This window comes from Pseudaminobacter soli (ex Zhang et al. 2022) (assembly GCF_014595955.1).
In the GTDB taxonomy this organism is placed as follows: domain Bacteria; phylum Pseudomonadota; class Alphaproteobacteria; order Rhizobiales; family Rhizobiaceae; genus Kumtagia; species Kumtagia pseudosoli.
In genome coordinates, this window is the sequence record NZ_JABVCF010000002.1 from 265,443 (window position 1) to 285,632 (window position 20,190).

Consider the following 20,190-nt stretch of genomic DNA (forward strand, 5'->3'; position numbering starts at 1 on the left):
CAGCGCCCCTTATCCTCAATTCAGCAGAAGCTCGCCATCGACCTTGCGCCACTCGCGCGCCGCGATCAGGCGGCGGTGCGTGTATGCGACAGAGTGAAGCGGTCCTTCCAGCGTCTTCTTCCAGAAGTCGAGGAACTTGAAGAGGACCGGGAAGTCCGGGGCGAGGTCGAAATCCTGCCAGACATAGGTCTGCAGAAGGTGCGGATGATCGGGAAGGTGATAGAGGATCTTGGCCGTGGTCAGCCCGTAGCCCTTCAGCATCAGTTCCATTTCCGAAGTGGTTGTCATCAACGGCCCCCTTCGATTCGCGCCGAACCGTCCTCCCGGAAGAACAGTCTGGCGCTCCGGTTACTTCTGCACTAACAACTTTCCTCCGCTGGCAGGGTTCCGTCAACAAAAACAGCATGTTGGCAGCATATCGACGCGGCTGCTATCAGATCGGCAGCGTTGATGCTATGCCGCCACGCGCACCGTTGGTCTAGCTTTGCGCTTTCAGCCGATCTGATAATAATGCGATCACCAGCGGGCCGGCTATGGCTGCAAGCGTCCGCGCGCACTGTTGCGTGAGCAGGTTTCGGGAGGAGTGGATGTCCGAGGTTCAGACACACAGGGTTCAGCCGGCGTGGAAGAAGCGCGCCCTGATCGACGACAAGACCTACCAGCAGTGGTACGCCGAGAGCGTCGAGAGCCCCGAGGCCTTCTGGGGCGAGCACGGCAAGCGCATCGACTGGTTCCGGCCCTACACCAAGGTGAAGAACACGACATTCTCCGGCGACGTCTCGATCAAGTGGTTCGAGGACGGGCTCACCAACGTCTCCTACAACTGCGTCGACCGGCATCTCGAAAAGCGGGGCGACCAGGTCGCCATCATCTGGGAAGGCGACAATCCGTACGACGACAAAAAGATCACCTATCGCGAGCTTCACGACCATGTCTGCCGGTTCGCCAACGTGCTGAAGAAGCATGGCGTCAAGAAAGGTGACCGCGTCACCATCTACATGCCGATGATCCCCGAAGCCGCCTATGCGATGCTCGCCTGCACGCGCATCGGGGCAGTCCACTCCATCGTCTTCGGCGGCTTTTCGCCGGACTCGCTGGCCGGCCGCATCGTCGATGCGGAGTCGACCTTCGTGATCACCGCCGACGAGGGCCTGCGCGGCGGCAGGACGATCCCGCTCAAGGAGAACACCGACAGGGCGATCGACATTGCCGCGAAGAACTTCGTTATGGTGAAGAACGTGCTGGTGGTGCGCCGCACGGGCGGCAAGGTCGGCTGGGCGAATGGCCGCGACCTCTGGTATCACGACGAAGTCGCCTCGGTTCCGGCCGAATGCGCTCCTGAGCAAATGAACGCGGAGGATCCGCTGTTCATCCTCTACACCTCCGGCTCGACCGGCAAGCCGAAGGGCGTCCTTCACACGACGGGCGGCTATCTCGTCTTCGCCTCGATGACCCACCAGTACGTCTTCGACTATCATGACGGGGACATCTACTGGTGCACCGCCGATGTGGGCTGGGTCACCGGGCACAGCTATATCGTTTACGGACCTCTCTCCAACGGCGCGACCACCCTGATGTTCGAGGGCGTGCCGAACTACCCGTCGCCGTCCCGCTTCTGGGAGGTGATCGACAAGCATCAGGTGAACATCTTCTACACGGCGCCGACGGCAATCCGCGCCCTGATGGGCGCCGGCGATCAGCATGTGAAGAAGTCCTCGCGCCAGTCGCTGCGCACGCTGGGCACGGTTGGCGAGCCGATCAATCCGGAAGCCTGGAACTGGTACTTCAACGTAGTGGGCGAGGGCCGCTGCCCGGTCGTCGACACCTGGTGGCAGACCGAGACGGGCGGCATCATGATCTCGCCGCTTCCCGGAGCGATGGACCTGAAGCCCGGTTCCGCGACGCGTCCCTTCTTCGGTGTGCAGCCACAGTTGGTCGACAATGAAGGCAATGTGCTAGAAGGCGCGGCCGACGGCAATCTCTGCATCGTCGATTCCTGGCCCGGTCAGATGCGTACCGTCTATGGCGACCACGAGCGCTTCATCCAGACCTACTTCTCCACCTACACGGGCAAGTACTTCACCGGCGATGGCTGCCGGCGCGACGAGGACGGCTACTACTGGATCACTGGCCGCGTCGACGACGTCATCAACGTCTCCGGCCATCGCATGGGAACGGCCGAGGTCGAATCGGCGCTGGTCAGCCATCCGACCGTGTCCGAGGCGGCGGTTGTGGGCTATCCACACGACATCAAGGGGCAAGGCATCTACTGCTACGTCAGTCTGATGGCTGGCGAGGTGCCGTCGGAGGACTTGCGCAAGGAACTGGTCGCCCATGTTCGCCGGGAGATCGGCGCGATCGCCTCGCCCGACAAGATCCAGTTCTCGCCCAGCCTGCCGAAGACGCGTTCGGGCAAGATCATGCGCCGCATTTTGCGCAAGATCGCAGAGGACGATTTCGGAACGCTGGGCGATACCTCGACCTTGGCCGATCCGGCGGTGGTGGACGACCTGATCTCCAACCGTCAAAACAAAAAGGGCTGATCTGGCCTGGACGGGCCCGGTTGTTCAAATCAAGGAGGCGCTGATGCCGACGGAAACGGCCGAGCCCTATTCTTCGCTGGACGTTCTGATCGCTGGGGCCGGCTATGTCGGCCTGGCGGTTGCTGTCGCTATCAAGCAGGCACGGCCAAGCCTCTCGGTCGCGATCGTGGACGCCGCACCGGAAGGCGCCTGGCAGCGCGACACGCGCGCTTCTGCCGTCGCCACGGCGGCATCCCGAATGCTGCGCCATCTCGGCTGCTGGGCCGAGATCGAGCCGGAGGCGCAGCCGATCAACGAAATGATCATCACCGATTCGCGCTCCAGCGACCCGGTTCGCCCGGTCTTCCTGACCTTCGGCGGCGACGTGGGGGCAGGCGAGCCGTTTGCGCACATGGTTGCGAACGTCGTGCTGAACGGAAGCCTGCGCCGGCGAGCGCGGGAACTCGGCATCGACCTCATTGAGGGTGTGGCGGTCGCGAGCTTCCAGACCGGTTCGGGCAGATCCGTCGTGCATCTCGCCGATGGCGTTATCATACGGACATCGCTGCTCGTCGCCGCGGACGGCGTGAGATCGCGCCTGCGCGAGATGGCCGGCATCAGAACAGTGCATTGGGAGTACGGCCAGTCCGGCATCGTCTGCACGGTGGCGCATGAGCGGCCGCATCACGGCCGGGCCGAGGAGCATTTCCTGCCCGCCGGCCCGTTCGCCATCCTGCCGCTCAAGGGCAACCGCTCGTCCATCGTCTGGACGGAGAGCACGGCGGATGCCGAACGGCTGGTTGCCGACGAACTGGTCTTCGAGGTGGAGTTGGAGCAGCGCTTCGGCTTGAAGCTCGGTGAGATCCACGTCGAGGGCACGCCCCGCGCCTGGCCGCTCGGCCTGACCCTGGCGCGCGACTTCGTCAAACCACGCTTCGCGCTTGCCGGCGACGCCGCCCACGGCATCCATCCGATCGCCGGGCAGGGGCTCAATCTCGGCTTCAAGGACGCGGCCGCGCTTGCCGAGACCATCGTGGAGGCCGACCGGCTCGGCCGCGACATCGGTGCGCTCGACGTTTTGCAGCGCTACGAGCGCTGGCGCCGCTTCGACACGCTGCAGATGGGCATCACCACCGATGTCCTGAACCGACTGTTCTCAAACGATTTTGCCCCGCTGCGCACGATTCGGGACATCGGACTGGGCATGGTCGACCGCATGCCGCGGCTCAAGGATTATTTCATCCGCCAGGCAGCGGGAATGGCCAGTGGCACACCGCGATTGCTGAGGGGGGAGGGGATCTAGGTCGGTATTTGGTGTGTCCTTCGAGGCTCGCCCGCCTAGGTCAGTGAATTCAGATCAACGCCGTGTGGGCTCGCACCTCAGGATGAGGAAGGTTGTGCGCCTTTAATCGCTCCCCCGCTCTCCCCCCTATTCACCCGGCGCGTCCGCGTTGCTCGCCTCGGCCACCTTGTGCCACGGCGGGGGGAAGTCCTGAGGTGCGAGCCCGCACGTCGCAGAAGGTGGATCTTCTTCGTACGCGGGCGAGCCTCGAAGGACGCACTACAATCCCTCCCCGTTGCTTCGTAGGGTTTGCCCGCCTACAAGACCTCATGTCCCTCGAATCCGTTCGCGCCTTTTTCGTCCAAAACGCCCCCGACATCGACGTCATCATCACCGAGAAAAGCTCGGCGACGGTGCCGCTTGCGGCCGAGGCGCATGGCGTCGAGCCGGCGCAGATCGCCAAGACGATTTGCCTGTGCGTCGGCGAACAGGTCATGCTGGTGGTCGCCGCCGGAACGGCGCGACTCGACAACAGGAAGTTCAAGGACATGTTTGGCGCCAAGCCGCGCATGCTAGGGGCGGAGGAAGTGGTGGAGTTGACCAGCCATCCGGTCGGCGGGGTCTGCCCCTTCGGCCTTCCTGCACCCCTGCCGGTCTTTTGCGATGCCTCATTGAGGCAGTTCGACGAGGTGGTGCCGGCGGCCGGCGCCATCAACGCCGCCGTTCGTTTGAGCCCAGAGCGGCTCGCCGAACTGACGGACGCCAAGTGGGTCGACGTCTGCCAGGCGGCGCCTGCCGAAGCGATGGGGTGAGCTAGGACGGGCAGCCGCGGGCATGCAGGTTTCTGCTCGCCTCTCCGTTCTTCTCTCGCGCCGGCAAAGCGAGCGCCGTGGCTTTCATCTTCGAGAGTGGCCCTGGCGTTTCTCCGCGCTATAGTTGACGGGCTCGCACCGGGCGGCAGCCATTCAACCAGGGAGTTCGATCATGGACCGTAACGCTACCGCAGTCTGGAAAGGCAATCTGAAGGATGGCACCGGAACGTTGGACACCCAGAGCGGCGCGCTCAAGGGCCTTGCCTATTCGTTCAAGTCGCGCTTCGAAGACGCATCCGGCCAGTCCGGCACTAATCCTGAAGAACTGATCGCGGCCGCTCACGCCGGCTGCTTCGCCATGCAGCTCTCGCATTTCCTGGCCGAGAACGGTACGCCGGCCGACAAGCTCGACGCGAAGGCCGTGGTGACGCTGGTGCCCGGCACCGGCATCACGGGCAGCGCGATCACGTTGGTCGGCACTGTGCCGGGCATCGATGACGCGAAGTTCAGGGAACTGGCCGAAAAGGCCAAGGCCGAGTGCCCGGTCTCTCGCGCACTGGGCGCGATCAAGGTCTCGCTCGACGCAAGGCTGGCATAAGGCCAGACGCTCGGAGCGAGCGCCCTAGCGGCTCTCGCCCGTAAGCTCTTCGAGGCGCGCCCGAAGCTCGGACACCTGTTCTTCGAGTGCTCTGACGCGCGCCTCCAATTCGGGCGACCCATCGAAGGCGGCCGGCCGCGGAGTTGCGGCAGGGACAACCTGCACCTCCCCCGCAAGCAGATGCGCATAGCGGTCCTCGCGCTGCCCCGGGCCGCGCTCGATGTGCTTGATCAGCGCGGGCCGGCGGCCGCTCAGGAGATCGAGATTATCCCTCAACTCCTCGATTGAGGCCATGCGAGCCATGCGCTCGCTGCGCGAGAAGAGCTCGTAGGCTGTCTGCGGGCCACGCAGCAGCAGCAGGCCTATGATGGCGACCTGCTGCTGGGTTAGCGAGAACCGCTGCGCAATCTGGTGCTCGTAGCGGTCGACGCGGGAGGCGAAGCTCTGACGAACAAGCCCCTTCTCGGCCAGCGACTTTAGCGCGCGGTGGATCTCCGCCGGCTCCAGCGACATGACCGGATCGCGCGAGGTCTTCTGGTTGGCCGCCGACTGCAGCGCATTCAGCGTCATCGGATAGATGTCGGGCGTCAGTTCCTTCTTCTCGATCAGGCAGCCGAGTACGCGCGCTTCGGCGGGGGAGAGGAGGGGGAGGTCGTCTGCCATGTTCTAGTACCGTCGTTGAGATGTGGTTGCGTCCTTCGAGGCTCGCTTCGCGAGCACCTCAGGATGAGGCTTGTCGGCACCGCCTCTCAACCCGCCGGGACCGTCCTCCCGGTCAATGGGACAAGGGGCCCCCCACGATGGTGCCGATCGCCCTCTCTCCGCGTGCGGGGAGGGAAAAAGGTGAGGGGTGGCGAAAGGGTCCCCCAGCCTCAGGTGCGAGCGCAGCGAGTGTCGAAGGACGCACCCGAATAAGAAACCTCAGACCCTTCTCTCCACCATCATCTTCTTGATCTCGGCGATCGCCTTGGCAGGGTTGAGCCCCTTCGGGCAGGTCTGCGTGCAGTTCATGATGGTGTGGCAGCGGTAGAGCCGGAACGGATCCTCGAGATTGTCTAGCCGTTCGCCGGTCGCTTCATCGCGAGAGTCGATCAGCCAGCGGTAGGCCTGCAGCAGCACGGCCGGGCCAAGATAGCGCTCGCCATTCCACCAGTAGCTCGGGCACGAGGTCTGGCAGCAGAAGCACAGGATGCACTCGTAGAGCCCGTCCAGCTTCTGGCGATCCTCATGGCTCTGCAGCCATTCCTTCGCCGGCTCGGGCGAGACGGTCTTGAGATAGGGGTCGATCGAGGCGAGCTGCGCGTATGGCACCGTTAGGTCGGGCACGAGGTCCTTGACCACCGGCATATGCGGCAACGGGTAGACCTTTACGGCGCCTTCGATCGAGTCCATGCCCTTGGTGCAGGCGAGCGTGTTGCCGCCGTCGATGTTCATGGCGCAGGAGCCGCAGATGCCCTCGCGGCAGGAGCGGCGTAGCGTCAGCGTCGGGTCGATCTTGTTCTTGATCCACAGCAGCGCGTCGAGAACCATCGGCCCGCAGTCATCGAGATCGACATAGTAGGTGTCGACGCGCGGGTTCTCGCCGTCGTCCGGCGACCAGCGGTAGATGCGGTACTCGCGCAGCCGCGTCGCACCCCCGGGCTTCGGCCACACCTTTCCGGGGCGGATCTGCGAGTGTTTCGGAAGGGTTAGTTCAACCATGCGAGATCCCTGAATTAAACCGGCACATAAAGCGCGTTTCAATCTGGCCACGGCCGGCGGCGGGTTCCGAGTAACGTCCGCTACCATATCGGCCGGCCATCTCAAGCCGGGGCGCGGGAGCTTCGAGACAAATGATCGCGCTCGCGATGAGCGTGGAGTGGCCGCTGTTCGTCATGGCGGATATCCCAGGGCCTCGAAATCAGGCCTGTAGAGCTGTGCTACCTTCGGCCGCTCGGTGAGAGAATAAACGTCCGGTCCGGAACGGCGTCCCGAATTTAGCTTCCGCATTGTGCGAGCGCAGTCGACGACCTGCTGGGGCATGCCGCGCGTCTCCAGGAAATCTACGAGGGAGTCCCGGAGGTTCTCGAGCCTGAGGACGGCGTCGTACTGCACTTTGCCCTGCTGCACAAAGCTGATCTGAAGACGATAGTGCGGATCCCAGTCGATGCCATGCTTCATCAGCGATTCCAAGAACTCTGAAAAGGCGACGTGAGACTGGTAGAAATCATCGACCGAATTGCTGTCCTTCCAGGCCTTCGGCCCGCGGACGAATTGAACCAGCTTGGCCCGGACATAGATGGGACGCCGGAAACGCCGGCAGAACCGGTTGAGCTTGTCTGCGTAGTTCGAGACGATGCGTTCGTGTGGGTCGCGGACAACTGTGAACCACAGATAATCATTGAGCTCCTCTCGCAACCGCGGGAGATCCGAATTATCGAGGCGGATCACGACCGGTTCTTCGGCCCTCACCGGAGGTTGATAAGGAACGAAGTGCAGGTCGTGCCTGTCCTTTCCCTTCATTGGGCGCTCATGGATCCGCGCGAAAAGGTCGATCAACGTCGTCGTTGCGCATTTGGGCACAAGCACGCAGGCGAGCTTGTATTTTGGTGCCACGATGACCCCGGTCCTTAGCGCCATGTCAGGTGGCCTGCCTCCTCAATACACCCTCGCCTTTGGTGCGATCTTGGCCGGGTCGATGCCCCCCTCCGAGACCGGCAGCATCGTCTCTGTGTGCACCGGCCGGTAGCTGAGCGAAACCGTCCCGTCCGGCGCGAGCCGCGCCAGCGTGTGTTTGCGCCAGTTCACGTCGTCGCGCGCGGAGAAATCCTCGCGCGCGTGGGCGCCGCGGCTCTCCTTGCGCGCCTCGGCGCTGTAGACAGTGGTGATGGCGTTCGCCATCAGGTTCTCGAGTTCAAGCGTCTCCACCAGATCGGAGTTCCAGATCATCGAGCGGTCGAAGACCTTCAGGTCAGGCAATTCGCTCCAGATCTCGGAGACGCGCCGACAGCCTTTCTCCAGCGTCTCCTGGGTGCGGAACACGGCGGCGTCCTCCTGCATGGCGCGCTGCATCTTCTCGCGCAGGAAGGCGGTGGGGGTAGAGCCGTTGGCATGACGCAGCCGGTCGAAGCGGTCCATGATCTTCTCGACCGACTGCTCGTTGACGGAGGGCACCGGGGCGTTGCGGTCCACCACCTTGCCGGCGCGGATCGCGGCGGCGCGGCCGAATACCACGAGATCGATGAGCGAATTCGAGCCGAGCCGGTTGGCGCCGTGCACGGAGGCGCAGCCCGCTTCGCCGACCGCCATCAGGCCTGGTGTGACGCGATCGGGATTGTCGGCCGTCGGGTTGAGCGCCTCGCCCCAATAGTTCGTGGGGATGCCGCCCATGTTGTAGTGCACGGTCGGCAGCACCGGGATCGGCTCGCGGGTGACGTCGACGCCCGCGAAGATCTTGGCGCTCTCGGAGATCCCCGGCAGACGCTCATGCAGAACGGCCGGATCGAGATGGTCGAGGTGCAGGTAGATGTGGTCCTTGAACTTGCCCACACCGCGCCCCTCGCGGATCTCCATCGTCATGCAGCGCGAGACCACGTCGCGGCTGGCGAGATCCTTGGCGGAGGGCGCATAGCGCTCCATGAAGCGCTCGCCCTCGGAGTTGACGAGATAGCCGCCTTCGCCGCGAGCCCCTTCGGTGATCAGGCAACCGGCACCGTAGATGCCGGTCGGGTGGAACTGCACGAACTCCATATCCTGTAGCGGCAGGCCGGCGCGCGCCACCATGCCGCCGCCGTCGCCGGTGCAGGTGTGGGCCGACGTGGCGGAGAAATAGGCGCGGCCGTAGCCGCCCGTCGCCAGTACCACCATCTTGGCCGAGAAGCGGTGGATCGTGCCGTCGTCCAGATTCCAGGCAACCACGCCGGTGCAGGTGCCGCTCGGCTCCATGATCAGGTCGAGCGCGAAATATTCGACGAAGAACTGGGCACTGTGCCGCACCGCCTGGCCGTAGAGCGTGTGCAGGATTGCATGGCCGGTGCGGTCTGCCGCCGCGCAGGTGCGCTGCACCGGCGGGCCATCCCCAAAATTCATCATGTGGCCGCCGAAGGGACGCTGGTAGATCTTGCCTTCCTCGGTCCGGCTGAAGGGCACGCCGTAGTGCTCGAGTTCGTAGACCGCGGCCGGCGCCTCGCGCGCCAGATACTCCATCGCGTCGACGTCGCCGAGCCAGTCCGAACCCTTTACGGTGTCGTACATGTGCCACTGCCAACTGTCGGGGCCCATGTTCTGCAGCGAGGCGGCAATGCCGCCCTGCGCGGCGACTGTGTGCGAGCGGGTCGGGAAGACTTTTGTGATGCAGGCGGTCTTCAGGCCCTGCTCGGCCATGCCAAGGGTGGCCCGAAGCCCGGCCCCGCCGGCACCAACCACCACCACGTCGTATTTGTGGTCGACATAGGTATAGGCGCTGCCCGCCTTCTTGTGCGCGTCAGCCAAGCTCAGCCTCCGAATGCCAATTTGAGCAACGCGAAGATCGACACTACGCCGACCGCAACCGCGAAGAAGGTGTTCAGGATCAGGAGCACCAGCTTGCCGCCCTCGCCATGAACATAGTCCTCGATGATAACCTGCATGCCGAGCCGCATGTGGTCGAGGCTGATCACTATGAACAGTGCCGCCGCCAGGGCGATGAGCGGCTGCGAGAGCGAGGCGCGCACTTCCGCGTAGCCGGCGCCGCGCAGCGAGAGCATCCAGCCGACCATGAACAGCGCCAGCGGGATCAGCGCGATCGAGGTGATGCGTATGCGCCAGAAATGGTCGGTGCCTTCCTTGGCGGAGCCGAGGCCACGGACTCTTTTGAGAGGTGTCAGCATGTCGCTCATTGCAATCACCCGACCATGAAGAAGACGGCCCACACGACGATGGTGAGCAGCACCGCGCCAACGAGCGTTGCCCAGGCGAGCATGGAAGCGTTGTGCTTCTCGAGCCCGGTGCCCGTGTCCCAGATCAGATGCCGGACCCCGCCCAGCATGTGGACGAACAGCGCCAGGGTGAAGCCGAACAGTACGAGCAGGCCAAACCAAGAGCCGACGATGCGGTCGACGAAGGCGAAATACCGCTCCGAAGTCGCCGCCGCGATCAACCACCAGGCGACCAGCAGCGCGCCGACATAGAGCGTGCCCCCGGTGACGCGATGCAGGATCGACATCGTCATGGTGATGGGCCAGCGATAGACCGTCAGGTGCGGCGACAGAGGCCGTGGGTTGGGCGAAGGGCGGGTGGCTGGTGATTGGCTCATGGCTCCCCCGAGTTCGTCGCCGGCTCCCGTCACGGGATGCCAGAAGCTTCTAAGATCGCGACCGAGCAACGCGTACTTAGAGCGGTTTTTGCAGCGCGTCAAAGGCAAAAAGCGGCGATTTTGTGCGCCTTTTATCAAGAAGAATGAGCAACTTAGGTCGACGTCGCCGTTGAGCCGGGTGAACTCTGCGGTGCCCGATGGTTAGCGGCATTGGAAAGGGGCGCCCGACCACACAGCATCTGCCCCCGCCCGTTGGATGTATTTTGCCAAACCCAGCGCCGGATCCACACGGCTGCGCATTAACCATGATCATGGATTTTCGGCAGAGAAGAGAGTGACTCTGTTAACTTTGGTTAAGAAATGGTTAATTTCGCAATCGAGGCAGGATTCGGCCTCGAACGGAGGAGCGCAGATGCGTCTCGTGGAAACGGTTCTTTCGGCATCGTTCATCGGCGCGCTACTTGCGGCTGCAGCCCTGTCCCCTGCGTCGGCACAGAGCCGCGACTATGTCTATGCGGACACCTTCGGAAACCTGATCATCGAGAGTGCGGCGGGCTACAAGCGCATCCTCGTTGGCCGGGCAGAGGATGCCGAGCGTGCGTTCGGCCATATGCCAGACAGAGGAGCCGATCCCGCTCCTGGTGCATCGATGGCACCGCCTGCGGATTGCTTTCGCCCCGCTTTTCTCGTGAAGGGCCGCGGCTACATGTACGGTTTCGACCAGGGTGTAATTCCGCCTCTGGGCGCTCCCTGCCTCTAAGAAGCCCTCCCACTCGTACGCCATGATGGAGGCCGTCCGGCCCTCTTTCCGTCATCTTTGTCCGGCCATCTCGACAGGGTGGGCGAGAGGAGCGGTCAATCACGCATGAGTCACGCGGCCCAGTCACGCCGGCTGAAGGAACACCTCGCCGGCCTCGAGACCATGACGCGCTTCGTTCTGGCGACCCTGGCGCTGGCGAGCGGCGTCTATACCTATCTCGGCGTGCGCAGCCTGCTCGACGGCTCGGCGTCCATCGTGTTCTTCGCCGCGATCATCTATTCGGCGTCCGTTTCCGTCGCAATGTATGGCTTCTGGACCTACCTGATCCGGTTCCTTCCGGAGATGCGCGACGGCGGCTCCCGATTGGCGCTGGTCGGCATCATGGGTGTCGGCTGCGCGATGATCATCGCCATGTCGTCCTGGCTGAATGCGGCGGCGCTGGCCGGGTCGGCCGCGGTCGAGCAGCATCTGGCCATTACGCTGGAGGACTACACCGCCGATCTCGATCAGGCGCACGGTAACGCATTGGGCGCGCTCTCGCTGCTGCCCGACATCCAGCGGGCGGGCGAGCGCTTTGCAAGGCTCGCCGCTGACGAGCAGAAGTCCGGAGCGCTGACGGGAACGTCCGGTTCGGGCAGCGTCGTCCAACTCCTCAGCCAGATGTCGGCCCAGATGAAGGAACTGGAGGCGACCATCCAGGCTTCGCGCGAGCCGATCCAGAAGGCGTTCGAGGAAGGCCAGAAGCACCTTGCGACCATGCGCGGGCTCGTGTCCGCGCCGGGCGCGATCGAGCAGCGATCGGACCAGTTCGCAGCCGAGTCGGTGGCGCTGTCGGGGGTCATTGCTTCCCTCGAACAGACCTCGATCGCTGCATCCGTGAATCGCGCGGCGGCCGACCTCTCGCTGGGCTTCATCGCGCCGGTGGCCGATGCCGGCACGGCGGATCTGGCTGGCCGCCAGGATCAGGTGATGGCGACTATCCGCGGGTCGGTCGCGGCGCAATCCAAGGCTTTGGCCGACGCCGCCGCGGAGATCCTTGAACAGCCCAAGGTCGCCGAGCGTCGATACGTGCCCTTAACCTCCGCGGAAGCGGTGCTGCGCTATGCCGGCGACTTCATTCCAAGCTGGGCAGGCGCCATCTCGATCGACCTCCTTCCTGCCGTACTCGTCGGGATCATGGCGGTCGTCCATGCAGCCATGCGCCGGGGCGAGGACGAGATGGAGGAAGCCGACCGGATCACCGCGGGCGACATGCTGCGCTCCATGAAGTACAACGAACTGATCGCAGCGCGCCGGGCCGGCTTTGATGCGGCGCCCGCGCCGGCTGATGGTTTGGTTGAAGTGCCGGCGCCGCCGGTCCCGGCCTCGCCGGCGCGTCCGGAGGTCGCGAAGCCCGCCGGGGCGGAGAACGTGACGCCGCTTTCGCTTTCGGAGCGCAAACGGGCCGACCCATGACCCTGCCGGGCGAAGATCCCCGTGCCGGAGGGCAGCGAAGGTCCGCCGGAGTGGCCGGCGGGCTTGTGCGGTATCTATCAAGGTTCGACGACGGCCAGGTGATCCGCTGGGCGTTTCGCGGCCTGCTGATCGGCGCAATCGGCGTCGTCGCTCTCGATCTGCGCGATCTTATGCAGCACGATGACTGGGACCCTGCCGGAGTGATGTCGCCATCCGACCCGCAGCCGGTGCTCCCGCCCGCGGTGGAAATCAGTACTCCGACGCAATCGAGCAACGATCCCCGTCCCTATGTGACGACCGACGAGGGCGAGCTTGCAAGGCCCATGGTCTTCATGCTGCAGCCCGGCGGACGGCTTCAGGCCCAGGGCACGATCGTTCCGGGAACGGCTGAGCGGTTCGGCGCCGAACTCTCGCAGCGCGGCGAGTATGTCCGCGTCGTCTCGCTGAACTCGCCGGGCGGGTCTCTGGAAGACGCAATGGCCATGGCGCGCCTTGTCCGCGAACGCGGTCTTGGTACCGAGGTAGCCGACGGCGCGCTCTGCGCCTCCTCCTGTCCTCTGGTGATGGCCGGCGGCAAACAGCGAACGGCGGGGCCAAAGGCAGCCATCGGCGTCCATCAGTTCTATGCCGCCAGCCCGACCGAAACAGGTCCCGCACAGGTCATGGCGGACGCGCAGGCGACCACGGCTCGCATCTCCCGGCATCTCCAGGCAATGGGGGTGGATCCGGCTCTGTGGCTGCATGCGCTCGATACGCCGCCGCGGGCCCTCTACTACCTGTCCGCGGCGGAGCTCTCCGAATACCGCATGGTCACCGACGGGCATAAGTCGGCTTCCAAGAAGTCGGCCAAGGTCGATTAGGCGATGTCCTTGCCAAGGAACGGCACGGCTGCCACTTCGTCCGCTACATAGAGCTTAGCCATGCGCACGCAATCGCGGCCGGCTCTCTTGGCGGCATAAAGCGCCATATCGGCACGCGAGCTCAACGCCGCCAGATCCTCAGAGCCGATCAGTTCCGCAACGCCGAAGCTAGCCGTGAATCGGACGTTCTCGGGAAGACCTTTCACCGAGAGGGCCGAGAAGGCGCTTCGGAGACCCTCTGCATAAAGGCGGGCCGTGGCGAGGTTGGAGCCGGGGAGCAGGATGGCGAACTCCTCGCCCCCGAGCCGGGCCGCCACCTGGCTGCTGCTCGCCGTCTTTAGCAATCCTGCGAGTGCCTCGATGACCCGGTCGCCTACAGCATGGCCGTAGGTGTCGTTGACCGACTTGAAATGATCGAGATCGACTACGACGAGCGAACTCGGAAGGCCTCTCGCCAGGCATCTCTCCAGTGCCGCTGCGCCATGACGCTCAAAACCGCCACGATTCAGCAGACCAGAAAGCGTGTCCATTTCGGAACGCTTCGTCGCCTCCAGGACAATGTCGCGCACCAGCATCAGCAGCGTCAGCAGTGCGACCGCAAGGCCGAACACCGTTCCGAGCGTCTGGGAAATCAGGGCGTAATTTGTATCGAGGTAATCCCGGATCGTTGCGCCTGTCCCCCCGGCAAGGGTGAGGAAAAAGGCCTTGGAAAGGAAATGCAGGGCGCTCGCGGCAAGGACGGATTGAAGGATGATGTCCAGGCGCGTCTGATATCGGGCCCTTCCGATGATCACGACGCCGATGCCCTGCATAACGAAGTAGGGACTCTGATAGGCCAGCATGCGCCAGACTGAGGTGCGCGGCAGGTCCTGAATGGCTGCGCACAAGATCACAGAGGCAATGAACACCACACCCATCTGCGTCCAAGGGACATTGACGTGGTGTTTCAGCGCCAGTCCAACGTTGAAGGCCGCCAGGGCAGCGAGAAAGACGGAGAATGAGAACACCGCCATCGCCGGCCCGCCCACGAATGCGTAGATGACGAACTCGACGATGAAGTAGGCAACAGCGGTCAGGTAGGCGGTGGCGAACCAGCGCGGCGCCTCGTTCCTCGAATCGAAAACGGCAGCCGTGACGAAGGCAGAGGCGAGAAGGCCGGCCACTGCAATATTGATCGCAAGGATGAAGCCTGCTCCGCTCATTCGGTAATCTCAAATCATCCTGTGGATGAGCTTGGCTCATACCCGAGTAATACGCCGGAAGCGTAAATCAGGTTCGGTTTTCCACCACTCGCGCCGAGTATTAGGGCAACAGCGTAACCGAAGTCTTTAGACCGAGGCGAAGGAAGACCGCGAACTGGACAGCTATGCCGCGGCGTGCAGCAGCATGCCCGCAGCAGGCCGCAGGTAGGTAACGCGGACCCTGTCGCGGCCCGCACGCTTGGCCTGCATCAGCGCCTCGTCGGCACGCTCGATCAAGGCGTTGAGATCTTCGCCATTCACCCTTTCGGCCACGCCGAAACTGCAGGTCAGGGGAACTTGGTGATCAGCGAACGCCTCCGGGGCCACAGCCGAGAGGCCGGTACGGACACTTTCGGCAAACAGGCGCGCTCCTGCGAGGTCGCAGTTCGGCAGGAGCACAGCGAACTCTTCGCCGCCGATGCGGGCGACGAGCGATTCCTTGTCCGCTCCATGCTGCCTGAGAAGACGAGCAAAGGCCACGATCGCGGCATCGCCTGCCGCGTGGCCATAGGTATCGTTTATCCGTTTGAAATGATCGAGGTCGGCCAGCACGAGACCGATGGCCGACGGACTCCGCTTGGATGGTGAGAAAAAGGGTGGGGCCTTTTCGGCGAGGCCCCGGCGGTTGAGGAGCCCCGAAAGAGGATCGGTCCGGGAGTCGGCCTGCAGCGACCGAACCACATCGAGCGTAGCCGATCCGAACAGGCAGAATGCTAGAACGATGGCAACCAGCGCCTGGGACAGTAGCGCGCTGGTCCAATATACGGACTGATGGAAGCCGGAGTAGCTCACATCAGGACCGTCGATCCACAATGCGAGGAGGGTGCGGGCGAGGAAGTTGAGGCCGGATAGCAGCGCCAGCACGAAGACGATCGTCTCGATTGTTCCGTTGCGGCTCACCGGGCGCAGCTCTGCCGCCGCGACGAGACTGATCCCGCCCAGCGCAACATTGAGCGCATAGACGCGCCAGATGAGATTGGGCTCTATGAACATGAACCAGAAGAACGAGGCGATTCCTGCTGCAGACAAAAGGCCGAGAACGACGAAGGGAACCCTTCGCCCGTAGCCCGCTATGATCGCGCCGGATATGCAGCAGCAGCCGACCAGGAAAGCTGTGCATGAAAGCATCCGGCTCAGCGCGAAGCCGAACGGGCTGATGATCTGCATCAGGAAGCCAAGGGCGGTGCAGGCATAGCCGAGCGCCAGGAACGCCAGATAGCGGCGCTGACGCTGGTAGAGCCACAGCGCCAGGAATGCCGCCGACAAGGCGAGCGCAATCCCGTGATTGAGCAGCGCGATGAAATGCCCGGACTGCAAATCGTGTTCCGCTTTGGATTCCCCCTACGGGATATCGTTAGGCGGCAAGCACCAACAAGCGGTTAAAAGACAACCGTAAATTGAAAACAGGCCCGGCGGAGCCAGGCCTGTGCTCAGGACGATTGCTGACTGGAGGTTATTTCCAGTCGCGGATGTCGACGAAGTGACCGGCGATGGCCGCAGCCGCCGCCATGGCTGGCGACACCAGATGGGTGCGGCCCTTGTAACCTTGGCGGCCTTCGAAGTTGCGGTTCGAGGTGGAGGCGCAGCGCTCGTACGGGCTCAGCCTGTCATCATTCATCGCCAGACACATGGAGCAACCCGGCTCGCGCCACTCGAACCCGGCCTCGATGAAGATCTTGTCGAGACCTTCTGCCTCGGCCTGCTCCTTCACGAGGCCCGATCCGGGGACGACCATGGCGTTGACGGTCGAGGCCACCTTCTTGCCGTCGACGATCTTCGCGGCGGCGCGAAGGTCTTCGATACGGCCGTTGGTGCACGAGCCGATGAAGACCCGGTCGATCGCGATGTCGGTCATCTTGGTGCCGGAAGCCAGGCCCATATAGTCGAGCGCGCGCTTCTTGGAGTTGCGCTTGTTCTCGTCCTCGATCAGTTCGGGATCCGGCACCGTGCCGGTTACCGACGCCACGTCCTCGGGCGAAGAGCCCCAGGTGACGATCGGCGGCAGCTTGGCGGCGTCGAGCACGACGACCTTGTCGAAATGCGCGCCCTCGTCGGTGTGGAGCGTCTTCCAGTAGTCCATCGCCATGTCCCAGGCCTTGCCGGTGGGCGCCTTCGGGCGGCCCCTGATATAGGCGAAGGTGGTCTCGTCAGGCGCGATCAAGCCGGCGCGCGCGCCGCCCTCGATCGACATGTTGCAGATGGTCATGCGACCTTCCATCGAGAGCGAGCGGATCGCCTCGCCGGCATATTCGATGACGTAGCCGGTGCCGCCCGCGGTGCCGATCTCGCCGATGATGGCCAGGATGATGTCTTTCGCCGTCACGCCTTCCGGCAACTGGCCGTCGACGCGGACCAGCATGTTCTTGGCCTTCTTCTGGATCAGCGTCTGGGTGGCGAGCACATGCTCGACCTCCGAGGTGCCGATGCCGTGCGCCAGCGCGCCGAAGGCGCCATGGGTCGAGGTGTGGCTGTCACCGCAGACGATGGTCATGCCCGGCAGCGTGAAGCCCTGTTCGGGGCCGATGATGTGGACGATACCCTGGCGGCGGTCGTTCTCGGAATAATACTCGACGCCGAAGTCGGCGGCGTTCTTCGCCAGCGCCTCGACCTGGATGCGGCTTTCCTCGTTCTTGATGCCGAGCCTGCGGTCAGGCGAGGTCGGCACGTTGTGGTCGACCACGGCCAGCGTCTTCTCGGGATGCCGAACGGCGCGGCCGGCCATGCGCAGGCCCTCGAAGGCCTGCGGGCTGGTGACCTCATGCACGAGGTGGCGGTCGATATAGAGTAGGCAGGTGCCATCTTCCTGGCGGTCGACGACGTGGTCGTCGAAGATCTTGTCGTAAAGAGTGCGCGGTGCGCTCATGGGTCCGGTCCGTGGAAATCGAGGAAAAGAAGAAATGCGCGGCTAAGCCGGGGGTCGCCGGCTCAGGAAAGTCGCGTGAGCAGCGCGCCCGAGATGCGGGCATAAAAACGCGCAGGCAGGCGTTTCTTGTCCTGCAGCACGAAGCCCTTGTAGCTCGGATCTCCGAACAGCTCTTCCATGGGCAAGCACATAACAATCTTTGCCGTTTTCGGCAATGAGCGAGGGGTTGCCGAAGGCCGCAGTAGTTCAGTGCCGAAAATGCCGCACCCCGGTGAACACCATGGCAATGCCGTGTTCATCAGCGGCGGCGATCACCTCGTCGTCGCGCATGGATCCGCCCGGCTGGATGACGGCGGTGGCGCCTGCCTCCACGGCGGCCATAAGGCCGTCGGCGAAGGGGAAGAAGGCATCCGAGGCGACGACGCTGCCTTTGGTCAGCGGCTCGGGGAAGCCGGCCGCTTGCGCCGCATCGCGCGCCTTGCTGGCGGCGATGCGGGAGGAATCCACCCGGCTCATCTGCCCGGCACCGATGCCCACCGTGGCGCCATCCCTGGCATAGACGATGGCGTTCGACTTCACGTGTTTGGCGACCCGGAAGGCGAAACGCAGATCCGATAGCTCCTTCTCGGTCGGAGCCCGCCTGGTGACGACCTGCAAGTCCATCGCGTCGACGACGGCATTGTCGCGCGACTGGACGAGCAATCCGCCCGAGACCGATTTGACGGTCGTGCCCGGTGCGCTCGGATCGGGCAGGCCGCCGGCAAGAAGCAATCTCAGGTTCTTCTTCGAGGCGATGATCTCCGCTGCTTCCGGGCTGGCGTCCGGGGCAATGATCACCTCGGTGAAAATCTTGACGATCTCCTCTGCCGCCTCGGCGTCGATCGGCCGGTTAAGGGCGACGATGCCTCCAAAGGCGGAAACCGGATCGCAGGCCAGCGCCTTCAGATAGGCCTCGCGGAGCGACGCTGCTTGCGCCACGCCGCATGGATTGGCGTGCTTGATGATGGCGACTGCGGCCGAACGGGACGGGTCGAACTCGCCGACGAGTTCATAGGCCGCGTCGGTATCGTTGATGTTGTTGTAGGAGAGCGCCTTGCCTTGGACCTGATGTGCGGTCGCGACGCCCGGGCGCGGGTCGCCTGTGAGATAGAAGCCTGCCGACTGATGCGGGTTCTCGCCATAGCGCATGACGCTCTGCAGCCTGCCGCCGAAGGCGCGCCAGGTCGGATGCTCGATCTCGAGGGCGGCGGCGAACCAGTTGGAGATCGCCGCGTCGTAAGCCGCCGTGCGGGAAAATGCCTTGGCCGCAAGCTTCTTGCGGAATTCCAGTGTCAGGCTGCCGGTATTGAGCTCCAGCGCGTTGAGCACGGCGGCATAGTCGTCCGGCTCGGTGACGATCGCCACATAGGCGTGGTTCTTCGCCGCCGCTCGCACCATCGCCGGTCCGCCGATGTCGATGTTCTCCACGATCGCCGCGTAGTCGGCGCCGGATCGCGCCACCTCCTCGAACGGGTATAGGTTGACCACGACCAGATCGATCGGCTCGATGCCGTTTGCACGCATCGCCTCGGCATGCTCCGGGTCGTCCCGAACACCGAGCAGCCCGCCATGCACGGCGGGGTGCAGGGTCTTCACCCTCCCGTCCATGATCTCCGGAAAGCCGGTCAGGTCCGAGACGTCGCGCACCGCGATGCCGGCCTCGGCGATCGCCTTGGCAGTGCCGCCGGTGGAGACCAACTCGATGCCGAGATGCGCGAGCGACCGGGCGAAATCGACAAGGCCGGCCTTGTCGGAGACGGAAAGGAGCGCGCGCCGCACCGGCATGAGATCGGGTCCGGGAATGTTCTTGGAGACGACGGCCATGCGAGGGCCCTCCGGTCGGTCAGACGTTGCCTGCGGCCTAAACAGAGGGTGAGCGGAAATCAAGCAAGAAGGTTCACCCCTTTCACCCTCAAGGATGAGAGGAACCGGAGGCTAGAGCGTGAGGCTGTCATAGGCCCATTGCAAGAGCGCCTGGCGTTGTCGGGGCCGGCAGTTCCAGTCGCCCGCCTCGCAGTGGCCGCGGACCTGGGCGGCATGGCGCTCGATCGCCTTCCAGCGCCTGATCTGCCTATCATCCTCGCCCGCAAGTCGCCGGCCCATGAAGTAGCGACAGTACCACTGGAACCATCCCCTCGGATCGTCAGGATGGATCCATCCCTTGCTACGCCAGACGCTCAGCGGCTGGCTGGCATCGACGCCGAAGAAATTCAGCGACGCATCACGATTCGCCGAAAGCTTCGCGTCGGCGAACCACTCGGCCGGGAATTCGCCCCTGCAGTCGGTCATGTATTTTCCGCCGAAAACGCCCAGGGAAAGCATTTTGGCGGGTGTGAATGCCGGGCGAAAGCCTTCGTGGAAATCGCGCCCGATCGGCGCTGTCAGGCGATAGCGATAGCCCTGCTGCATCCGATCGTTCACCTCGATCCACCGTTCCGGCATTCATGCTCCTGCCAACAAGGGTGGAAGGCGGCCCGTCGTAGACG

Annotated in this window: 19 protein-coding genes; 7 read left to right on the forward strand and 12 right to left on the reverse strand. The window is 63.9% G+C overall.

Features of this window, described 5'->3' with window-relative positions:
- Window positions 1–15: 15 nt before the first annotated feature.
- Window positions 16–288, reverse strand: coding sequence for an usg protein (locus HUI96_RS04405; RefSeq protein ID WP_188253430.1), 273 nt, complete (start codon window positions 286–288; stop codon window positions 16–18).
- A gap of 299 nt (window positions 289–587) precedes the next feature.
- On the opposite strand from HUI96_RS04405, the gene acs reads away from it, so the two are divergent.
- The 4 genes from acs to HUI96_RS04425 all read left to right on the forward strand — a co-directional run bounded on the left by acs (window position 588) and on the right by HUI96_RS04425 (window position 5,214).
- Window positions 588–2,543 (forward strand): acetate--CoA ligase, encoded by a 1,956-nt coding sequence (gene acs, locus HUI96_RS04410; RefSeq protein ID WP_188253431.1) that lies wholly within the window; start codon window positions 588–590, stop codon window positions 2,541–2,543.
- A gap of 43 nt (window positions 2,544–2,586) precedes the next feature.
- Window positions 2,587–3,825 carry a ubiquinone biosynthesis hydroxylase gene (locus HUI96_RS04415; RefSeq protein ID WP_188253432.1) on the forward strand — a complete coding sequence of 413 codons (1,239 nt, stop codon included), beginning with the start codon at window positions 2,587–2,589 and terminating at the stop codon, window positions 3,823–3,825.
- 308 nt (window positions 3,826–4,133) lie between these two features.
- Window positions 4,134–4,616, forward strand: a complete 483-nt coding sequence (locus HUI96_RS04420) for a YbaK/EbsC family protein (protein WP_188253433.1) — start codon at window positions 4,134–4,136, stop codon at window positions 4,614–4,616.
- Between the two features lie 172 nt (window positions 4,617–4,788).
- A complete protein-coding gene (locus tag HUI96_RS04425) occupies window positions 4,789–5,214 on the forward strand; it encodes an OsmC family protein (RefSeq protein WP_188253434.1) in 426 nt (141 codons plus the stop codon).
- Between the two features lie 24 nt (window positions 5,215–5,238).
- Here the strand turns inward: HUI96_RS04425 and HUI96_RS04430 are convergent, their stop codons facing one another.
- The 6 genes from HUI96_RS04430 to sdhC all read right to left on the reverse strand — a co-directional run bounded on the left by HUI96_RS04430 (window position 5,239) and on the right by sdhC (window position 10,486).
- Window positions 5,239–5,877 carry a YceH family protein gene (locus HUI96_RS04430; protein ID WP_188253435.1) on the reverse strand — a complete coding sequence of 213 codons (639 nt, stop codon included), beginning with the start codon at window positions 5,875–5,877 and terminating at the stop codon, window positions 5,239–5,241.
- Window positions 5,878–6,135: 258 nt separating this feature from the next.
- Window positions 6,136–6,915: a succinate dehydrogenase iron-sulfur subunit gene (locus tag HUI96_RS04435; RefSeq protein WP_188253436.1), complete on the reverse strand. Its 780-nt coding sequence runs from the start codon at window positions 6,913–6,915 to the stop codon at window positions 6,136–6,138.
- A gap of 171 nt (window positions 6,916–7,086) precedes the next feature.
- On the reverse strand, window positions 7,087–7,833 hold the full coding sequence (locus HUI96_RS04440) for a sulfotransferase family 2 domain-containing protein (protein WP_188253437.1): 747 nt from the start codon (window positions 7,831–7,833) through the stop codon (window positions 7,087–7,089).
- 18 nt (window positions 7,834–7,851) lie between these two features.
- Window positions 7,852–9,684, reverse strand: a complete 1,833-nt coding sequence (sdhA, locus tag HUI96_RS04445; protein ID WP_188253438.1) for a succinate dehydrogenase flavoprotein subunit — start codon at window positions 9,682–9,684, stop codon at window positions 7,852–7,854.
- 2 nt (window positions 9,685–9,686) lie between these two features.
- Window positions 9,687–10,070, reverse strand: a complete 384-nt coding sequence (gene sdhD / locus HUI96_RS04450) for a succinate dehydrogenase, hydrophobic membrane anchor protein (RefSeq protein ID WP_188253439.1) — start codon at window positions 10,068–10,070, stop codon at window positions 9,687–9,689.
- 5 nt (window positions 10,071–10,075) lie between these two features.
- A complete protein-coding gene (gene sdhC / locus HUI96_RS04455) occupies window positions 10,076–10,486 on the reverse strand; it encodes a succinate dehydrogenase, cytochrome b556 subunit (protein WP_188253440.1) in 411 nt (136 codons plus the stop codon).
- A gap of 412 nt (window positions 10,487–10,898) precedes the next feature.
- Here sdhC and HUI96_RS04460 point away from each other — a divergent pair, with 412 nt between their 5' ends.
- The 3 genes from HUI96_RS04460 (at window position 10,899) to HUI96_RS04470 (ending at window position 13,561) form a co-directional block, all read left to right on the forward strand.
- Window positions 10,899–11,246 carry a hypothetical protein gene (locus HUI96_RS04460; RefSeq protein ID WP_188253441.1) on the forward strand — a complete coding sequence of 116 codons (348 nt, stop codon included), beginning with the start codon at window positions 10,899–10,901 and terminating at the stop codon, window positions 11,244–11,246.
- A 105-nt stretch (window positions 11,247–11,351) separates the two neighbouring features.
- Window positions 11,352–12,701: a hypothetical protein gene (locus HUI96_RS04465; RefSeq protein WP_188253442.1), complete on the forward strand. Its 1,350-nt coding sequence runs from the start codon at window positions 11,352–11,354 to the stop codon at window positions 12,699–12,701.
- A gap of 65 nt (window positions 12,702–12,766) precedes the next feature.
- A complete protein-coding gene (locus HUI96_RS04470; protein ID WP_337917942.1) occupies window positions 12,767–13,561 on the forward strand; it encodes a hypothetical protein in 795 nt (264 codons plus the stop codon).
- On the opposite strand, the gene HUI96_RS04475 is transcribed toward HUI96_RS04470, so the two are convergent.
- The 5 genes from HUI96_RS04475 to HUI96_RS04495 all read right to left on the reverse strand — a co-directional run bounded on the left by HUI96_RS04475 (window position 13,558) and on the right by HUI96_RS04495 (window position 20,146).
- Window positions 13,558–14,763 carry a GGDEF domain-containing protein gene (locus HUI96_RS04475; RefSeq protein WP_188253444.1) on the reverse strand — a complete coding sequence of 402 codons (1,206 nt, stop codon included), beginning with the start codon at window positions 14,761–14,763 and terminating at the stop codon, window positions 13,558–13,560. The two genes, HUI96_RS04470 and HUI96_RS04475, sit on opposite strands and share 4 nt — an antisense overlap.
- A gap of 162 nt (window positions 14,764–14,925) precedes the next feature.
- Window positions 14,926–16,119, reverse strand: a complete 1,194-nt coding sequence (locus HUI96_RS04480; protein WP_188253445.1) for a GGDEF domain-containing protein — start codon at window positions 16,117–16,119, stop codon at window positions 14,926–14,928.
- A 136-nt stretch (window positions 16,120–16,255) separates the two neighbouring features.
- Window positions 16,256–17,665, reverse strand: coding sequence for a 3-isopropylmalate dehydratase large subunit (gene leuC / locus HUI96_RS04485; RefSeq protein ID WP_188253446.1), 1,410 nt, complete (start codon window positions 17,663–17,665; stop codon window positions 16,256–16,258).
- Window positions 17,666–17,911: 246 nt separating this feature from the next.
- The gene (gene purH / locus HUI96_RS04490) at window positions 17,912–19,528 is read right to left on the reverse strand and encodes a bifunctional phosphoribosylaminoimidazolecarboxamide formyltransferase/IMP cyclohydrolase (protein WP_188253447.1); all 1,617 of its coding nucleotides are present in this window, start codon (window positions 19,526–19,528) and stop codon (window positions 17,912–17,914) included.
- Window positions 19,529–19,639: 111 nt separating this feature from the next.
- Window positions 19,640–20,146 (reverse strand): hypothetical protein, encoded by a 507-nt coding sequence (locus HUI96_RS04495; RefSeq protein WP_188253448.1) that lies wholly within the window; start codon window positions 20,144–20,146, stop codon window positions 19,640–19,642.
- Window positions 20,147–20,190: the final 44 nt, after the last annotated feature.